This window comes from Pseudomonas sp. Ma2-10 (genome assembly GCF_054330215.1).
In genome coordinates this window covers 1-7,643 of the sequence record NZ_JBTEYL010000045.1, presented here as the reverse complement: position 1 = coordinate 7,643, position 7,643 = coordinate 1, and the positions used below count along the sequence as shown (strand labels likewise).

Here is a 7,643-nt window from a genome sequence, read left to right as displayed (position 1 = left end):
TGGCTATCCGAAAAACGCGATGTCTTCACTTAAAATTTCCTTGATCCGATTAGGAGAAAATTCTACTTCCGACGAGTACTTTTTTCAGGGGGGATTACCAAATGAACAATCTGCTCGCCCGCATCATGTGGAAAAACGGATAAATGATGTACAATTCGCACCATTTTAGAACGCTAAAACTCTACATATCGACCAAAATCATGATGATCGGACGAAACGTGACTACTACAGAAATGCAAATTGCGGTGCTGATTCCAAGCTATAAAGTTCGCGAACATATACTTGGTGTAATAGAAAAGATTGGCTTAGAGGTGTGCAAAATATATGTAATAGACGATTGCTGCCCTGATGGATCAGGCGATTTCGTTGAGCAAAATTGCAATGATCCAAGAGTCAAAATATTAAGAAATCCAAAAAATCTTGGTGTCGGCGGCGCCGTTATGACTGGATATCGTGCTGGCATCGCAGATGGCATGGATATAATGGTCAAAATTGATGGTGATGGGCAGATGGATCCATCCCTTATATATGATTTCATTTCTCCAATTATCGAAGGCGAAGCGGATTACACTAAAGGCAATCGCTTTTTCGACTTGGAAGAAATTCAAGCGATGCCTAAAATGCGTCTTTTTGGTAACGCAGTGCTTTCGTTTATGACGAAGCTATCATCGGGATATTGGGACCTTTTCGATCCCACAAATGGGTACACTGCTATACACAGAGATGTAGCCCGTCACCTACCGCTCTCGAAGATCAGCAATCGATATTTTTTTGAAACGGATATGTTGTTCCGCTTGAATACACTGCGCGCCGTTGTAGTAGATGTACCGATGGATGCTAAGTATGGAGATGAAGTCAGCAACTTGAAAATATCCAAGATAATTGGAGAGTTTCTTATAAAACATACTCGCAATCTTGGCAAGCGCATCTTTTACAACTACTACTTAAGAAATATGTCGTTAGCTTCAATCGAATTACCTGTAGGCGTTCTATTACTACTGGGCGGTTCGGTTTTTGGTCTTACGCATTGGATCGAATCAATTCGACCAGACGTTCCTACACCGGCCGGCACCGTAATGCTTTCCGCACTACCAATAATCATTGGAATTCAATTTATTCTTGCTTTTCTAGGATACGATATTGCGTCTGCCCCTAGAAGACCGTTTCACTTGCAACGAAAGAACAACCCAAACGATCTTAATAAATCGGAACGCAATAAACCATGATATACATAATAGCGTTACTGTGCGTGTTGGGCATTGCTACTGGACAAATACTCTTTAAATTGAGTGCCGCTTCACTTCATAAAAGTGGCAGCTTTTTTGATCCAAGCACCATGTTTATTATATTTTGGGCGCTTGCATTATATGGAATTACAACTATTGCATGGATATGGGTATTACAGAAAATCGAACTCGGAAAAGCCTATCCATTAATGGCTCTCGCATTTGTGCTAGTCCCTATAGGAAGCCACTTCTTCCTAGGGGAAAGATTCCAAGTTCAGTATTTTGTTGGAGTCGCACTTATTGTCGCGGGAATCACCGTCGCGTTAAAGGCTTGATTAGTAGTTTATTCGCGTCACTGGGCGCACTTTAAGACAGGATTGGATAAGATGTCGACTATGGAAACAGCCTCACAAATTTCAGCCGAAAAAGAAGTATTTTTTTGGCGATCGCTGTACTATACCGATGCAAATCTTGCAATTTGGTTAATTACGACTTTAGCATTTTTAATCGCTTGCTCCGCGATTGCACTGCATGTTCCCGGTCAAATTTCAATGGATACTAGTATCCAACTGTATGAGGCGAGTACCGGTCAAGCGACAAGCTTCAATCCGCCTTTTATGTCAGCACTACTGCGCTGGCTCGGTGGAGGGGAAATAGCCACGTCAATCATTGTACTTCTCAATGCGATTTTTCTATACGGAGGACTCGCACTGATCGCAATTACAACAATTCAAGTAAAAGCGGATCAGGGTATATCTAAAATCCCCGTATGGAGGGTAGCTATTGCTTGTCTTATTATCGCCAATCCTATTATTTTCATATACACCGGAATAGTTTGGAAGGACGTGCTATTTGCGTCGCTATTGACTTCGGGATGTGCGCTAGGTGTGGCTGCATGCTCTGGAACAACATTTCGTCGCATCACATTTATCTTATTTTCTATCTTTCTATTGGCGTGCGGCTATCTAACTCGTCAGCAAGGTGTATTTATGGCACCTGTATTATTACTAGTCCCTATCGCATCAGCGTGGTCGCTGAAACCTACAAAAAAAATACTGTCAGCACTAATAATTATATCGCTTTTCATTGGATCAGTTATTTTTATTCAAAGCGAAACAAAGGCAACTATCAATAGTTTAGATGGAAAATTTGAATCCGTCGGCTACAACAGCATTATGAAATTTGACCTAGCTGGAATCGTGAGTAATGCAGATATGCCTAATACATATTTCGCATACCCTATCAGCGCAGAGCAATTAACAGCTGTACGTTCAGTGTACGATTCCAGCAGAATCGACTATTTAGAGCGAAGTAAAACAGCAATAGATTGGTTGGATTTGCCTCACAACGAACTAAAACACGCGTGGTTTCAAATGATTAAGCAGAACCCAGCGGCATACTTGGGGCATAGAGCAAATTCTTATGCAGCACTTTTAGGTCTTCACGGGGTCGCGGGGACGCTACCTATCCATGTGGGCGTCGAAGGAAATCCAACCTATCTCGCTAGCGTCGGAATGGCTTCGGGCACCAACAAAAGAAGCCAACTTTTGTATGATATTGCGAGCTCATTTTATGAGTGGCCACTTTACAAACATATTTCTTGGTTGCTGGCGCTCATCGGAGTAGCAACTATCGGAATGACGTCGACAATTCCAAAGCCGCTCAAACTAATTGGACTTTCGATTACAGCTTCAAGCGCTTTAATGTACGCGTCTTTTGTACCGACAACAATCGCCTCTGATTTTAGATACCTCTTTGCCACAATCCCTTTAATTATGTGCCTTATGCTCATAGTAGCTTTGAGCGCAACCTGGACAAAACCAGCAACCGTTAGTTAAAGAAATTCGAAGAGCAGGGGTAAAGTCATTGAGCCTCTGCTCATTATGGGCATTAATTTTTTTCCAGGAAAACCCTTAGAGCCAACTCATGAAAACCTAATAACAGAAGTACACCTCAAGAATAATTAAAACCAGTAGCTCACGCGGACTCCAGCATGTTATTTAGCTCAATTGTCTTCATTTTTTATTTTTTACCGATTTTTCTAATACTGTATTATTTGACAGGCATTAGAAACTCCGTACTATTAACTGGAAGCGCTATTTTTTATGTATGGGGAGAAGGCATCTATTTGCTTTTACTCGCCTCGTTACTAGTTGTAAATTTTATTGTTGGCGTTCGCATTGGAACGGCCAATGGGCAAAATAGAAAGGTGTGCCTCACCGTAGGGATATGCATAAACGTTGCTGCATTAGCTGTATTCAAATACAGCCAATTTATCTTAGACATCGCCGCCAAAATCGGAAACTTTTCGGCCCCGCAACTCAACATCCACCTGCCACTAGGCATCTCTTTTTTTATATTTCAACTGATTTCATATTTAATTGAAGTACATAGAAAGACCATCATCCCTGAAACAATGTTAACTCGACTTTCCACGTATGTAATGATGTTTCCTCACCTAGTGGCCGGACCGATCGTTAGGTACACCGACATTCAAAAAGAGTTAAGCGTTAGATCAGTAAGCATCACAAAGTTAGGTTTAGGAATACAATTCTTTATCATCGGGCTTTGCCAAAAGGTACTTATAGCAAACTCCGTTGCCCCAGCTGCTGATCATTTGTTTAACCTTGATTTAACCACTATCTCATCGGGTATCGCGTGGATAGGCACGCTCGCTTATACACTACAGATTTATTTTGATTTCTGCGGATATTCAAATATGGCAATCGGCCTTGCCTTTATGTTGGGATTTACATTCCCGAAAAATTTCGACTATCCCTATTCTTCGAAGTCAATAACTGAATTCTGGCGAAGATGGCACATGTCCCTTTCATTTTGGTTTCGGGACTACATCTACATACCCCTAGGTGGTAGCCAGGGAGGACAATTTTCAACTATACGCAACCTTCTTATTGTATTTTTTGTAACGGGTCTGTGGCATGGGGCAGCATGGACATTTGTTTTCTGGGGAATGTTCCATGGTTTTTTCGTGGTCATGGAGCGTTTAATCTTAAAACGCTGGCTAGAGATTTCCCCCGCTATCATCGCCCGGGCCTACACGCTTTTCATCGTAATGATCGGTTGGATTTTTTTTCGCGCAGACAACTTCAGCGCCGCTTCAACTATCACAAAGGCCTTGGTAGGCGTTGGCACTGTTCCTTTTGATTGGAATAGCTTTTCAATTTGGGTGTCTCCTGAGACGATAGCAGCATTAATTATCGGATCCGTATTGTCGTTCCCTGTCATTCCAACGCTTTTAGAAAAGTTGACAGTAAGAAAAGTTCATGGCACACCGGAACCTGGCATGCACGGTAGAGACTCCGCCAACGTCCATGTATTGCCTAGCCCGGTGCTTATAATTGGGTTTGTTGCCAGCCTTTTATTTTTGGCAAGTAGCACTTTAAATCCATTCCTATATTTCCGGTTTTGATCGACATGAATAATATCGACAGCAGTCCAACCTCTGAAAGAACATATTTAGGGCGAAAAAAAACATGGTTGCCGCTGATACTATCAGCTTCTGCAATTATTGTAGGCGTTCAGTTATTTCCGTTATTTGGCGTTCAAGAGCCCACTGTCATAGAAAATAGAATTCTTGCAGAACCTCCACACATTCCAAAATCTATTATTGAGCTAGAACAACTCCCAAAGCAACTTGACGCATTTACGCAAGATAATTTGCCGGTTCGGAAATACTTAATATCCACGCTCAACTTTATTAGATACAAACTTGGTTACTCTGGATCTAGTCGCATATTAGTGGGTCAGAACGGATGGCTATTTTATGATGATGGCAATCACTTGGGAGTAATTTCTGGAAAGTTAAAACTTGACTCTACAAGCGTTCAAACTTGGGTTTCGGGTTTTCGGCAGAGAGTAAATTATCTAGACAGCAAAAATATAAAATTTTATATGATGCTGCCCCCCGTTAAGGAAGATATATATCAAGAAAATCGACCACTTTGGATGCCAAAGAATCGCATCACTACAGAAATAGATGACATCATCAGTTCTACCCATGATGCGGGCTTCACACAATTGATCGACCCTCGCTCGCAAATTATTGAGCAAAAAAACAGACAAAAATTATACGACGAATATGATACACACTGGACAGGTCTTGGAGCGTATATTGCGTACAACGTACTGATGTCCCGCGTATCTCAAGATTTCCCAGATCTTAAACCTCTTCCGTTATCGCATTTTGTACCTACTGAACTCTCCCCGGAGCATATTCCAAGAGATCTTTCTCTTATGTTAGGAATTGCGGACTTTGTGGCCCATGATAGAATCTCGTTCGCGACTTACCCGCATCATGACCCGTCGAAAACTATATTTTTGTCAGACCGACAGGACTGGACAGCACCTCAAATTTTGCATACAGACTCGAAGTCAGGAAAAACATTACTACTGTTACGTGACTCATTCAGCACCGAGTTGCTCCCACTGTTAAAAGAACACTTTACAACTGTTATCATGTCGCATGTCCAAGATGGCTTTTTTAGGACTGATTTAATAGAACAATACAGACCAGACATTGTTATGCTTATCCTTATTGAGACGGGTGCCCGACATCCCATGTACATCATACCCGGGCTTGAAAGACAGAAAAACGCTGTCGAATAAGAAAGACCTGCACTCACAGCACCTCGAATGCCCTACGTTAGGACGCGCTCCTTAAATGGAGAAACTGAAATTTATTCGTACCTGGAAGAACCAAGTTTTAGATTGGGTTTATAACTAGATTAATGGAAAGAAAAAATGATGCCGGGCGAGAAAAACATTAGTGGGCCACCGCAGTTCGAAAAAACGTCAACTATTCCAAACGCAAAAAAACTATATACAGCTGGTAGCGTAATTAACTCAAAGCGAGAAACCACCAGTTTAGATTATCTGAGAGGATTGGACGGTCTTCGCGGCATTGCAGTGCTTTCGGTAATTTTTGGACATTTTGGCGTTCCGGGTTTTTCGGTCGGTGGCGGATATGGCGTCGACGTTTTCTTTGTTTTGAGCGGATATTTAATCACCTGCGTCCTGATGCGGTCCATCGAGGAAGGCCGCCCCCTTGCAATTTTTTACTGGCATCGCGTTGCAAGATTGCTACCCGCGCTGCTACTTGTTTGTTTGTCACTATTCTTAATACCATCTCATTATCTGACTACTTCAGGTGCCCTGGTAAATGCCATTGGAGCCCTTACCTACGTCACAAACTGGACAATGGCTTTTCCAGTTCTAGGCTGGCCAACATATATGGCGCATACATGGTCATTATCGGTGGAGGAGCAATTTTATTTGATATGGCCTGTAATATTATGGCTCGCCTCTAAAAAGAAGACTAAAACTGTAGTATTTACAGTTACTGCTCTTTCGTTTTTTTATTTAATAGCTATGATTTTGAATGGCGCGAGCAATGTGCGCTTAGATACTGGCTTCGATACACATTGTCAGGCGATACTGATAGGTGCCTGTTTAGCTTTCGTGAGACCACTTGGTATTGACTCGAAAATTGCGGGTGCAGCGCTTATCGCCTATTTCATACTTGTATTTTTTGTACCGTGGTCGCCCATCGGCGCAACCACCATCTGGATTTTAACATTTGTACTCATTGACTCAATCAGAGACAGATCAAAACTTGGATTGGTGCATAAATTTCTCGAATCCAAACCACTGGTATTCCTCGGAGTCATATCTTATGGGGCTTATCTTTGGCATTACCCAGTATATAATTTACTTAAAAATTTTCCAGCGCCGATCTCCATTACTGTGACAGCGGGAGTTACCGTCTCTATAGCACTTGCCTACCTGACACGGATATTAGTTGAAGTTCCTATTTTGAGATTCAGAAGTTCATCTAGCGACTCTTTTAGCATTCGTGCGGGAAAAATTTCCGCAGTTATTTCGATCACTTCAATGTTGGTGGGTTTGATATTTTTCTATGGCGGTTTTATACAAACATCGCCGTACTAAATTTGATGAAATCCAATCATTTAGCTTCTATTTAGGTGATTGGAAAATCCTTCATAAGGCTAACATTTTCTTCATTAGTGCTTGTTACAACCAGCCCTTTCAAGGTGTGTCCCTTAATGGGCCTTGAGCACCCGATCAGTCAACACATGAGCATCCGCAGCCTTTCCCTTCAGCCATTCCTTGGGCTTGGGGATTTTGGGACCACGTATGCTTTTTGGCGACCTGCTCGGGCTTGATGTTCTTGGCAAGCGCCAATAGACGCTCTGCCAGAGTTTCTGTGGTTATTTGAAGTGATAGGTAATCCGAGGGCAACGCGATCTGCATCGCCCTCATAACCGCATACGCTCCACGGTATCCGCTCCATGAACCCCACATTCCAAGCGAATAGCTGAAGCTTGATGCTTTGCTCCCGATTTCCTTCAGGAGCCAGCACCATGATGCGACCCGACG

6 protein-coding genes and 1 pseudogene are annotated in these 7,643 nt (G+C 42.3%); 6 read left to right on the top strand and 1 reads right to left on the bottom strand.

Annotation, left to right across the window (positions count from 1 at the left end; genetic code table 11):
• Positions 1 to 233 precede the first annotated feature (233 nt).
• From ACXPVS_RS26970 to ACXPVS_RS26945, 6 genes are all read left to right on the top strand, one after another.
• Positions 234 to 1,226: a glycosyltransferase family 2 protein gene (locus tag ACXPVS_RS26970; RefSeq protein WP_458512611.1), complete on the top strand. Its 993-nt coding sequence runs from the start codon at positions 234 to 236 to the stop codon at positions 1,224 to 1,226.
• Entirely contained in the window at positions 1,223 to 1,561 is a 339-nt protein-coding gene (locus ACXPVS_RS26965; protein WP_458512610.1) for an EamA family transporter, read from the top strand. Before ACXPVS_RS26970 ends, ACXPVS_RS26965 begins: the two co-directional genes overlap by 4 nt.
• A 51-nt stretch (positions 1,562 to 1,612) precedes the next feature.
• A complete protein-coding gene (locus ACXPVS_RS26960) occupies positions 1,613 to 3,064 on the top strand; it encodes a hypothetical protein (protein WP_458512609.1) in 1,452 nt (483 codons plus the stop codon).
• 155 nt (positions 3,065 to 3,219) lie between these two features.
• Positions 3,220 to 4,656, top strand: coding sequence for an MBOAT family O-acyltransferase (locus ACXPVS_RS26955; RefSeq protein ID WP_458512608.1), 1,437 nt, complete (start codon positions 3,220 to 3,222; stop codon positions 4,654 to 4,656).
• A 5-nt stretch (positions 4,657 to 4,661) separates the two neighbouring features.
• On the top strand, positions 4,662 to 5,852 hold the full coding sequence (locus tag ACXPVS_RS26950) for an alginate O-acetyltransferase AlgX-related protein (protein ID WP_458512607.1): 1,191 nt from the start codon (positions 4,662 to 4,664) through the stop codon (positions 5,850 to 5,852).
• A gap of 135 nt (positions 5,853 to 5,987) precedes the next feature.
• A complete protein-coding gene (locus ACXPVS_RS26945) occupies positions 5,988 to 7,193 on the top strand; it encodes an acyltransferase family protein (RefSeq protein ID WP_458512606.1) in 1,206 nt (401 codons plus the stop codon).
• A gap of 113 nt (positions 7,194 to 7,306) precedes the next feature.
• Here the strand turns inward: ACXPVS_RS26945 and ACXPVS_RS26940 are convergent.
• Positions 7,307 to 7,643 (bottom strand): annotated as a pseudogene (locus ACXPVS_RS26940) (hypothetical protein); the annotation flags it as partial.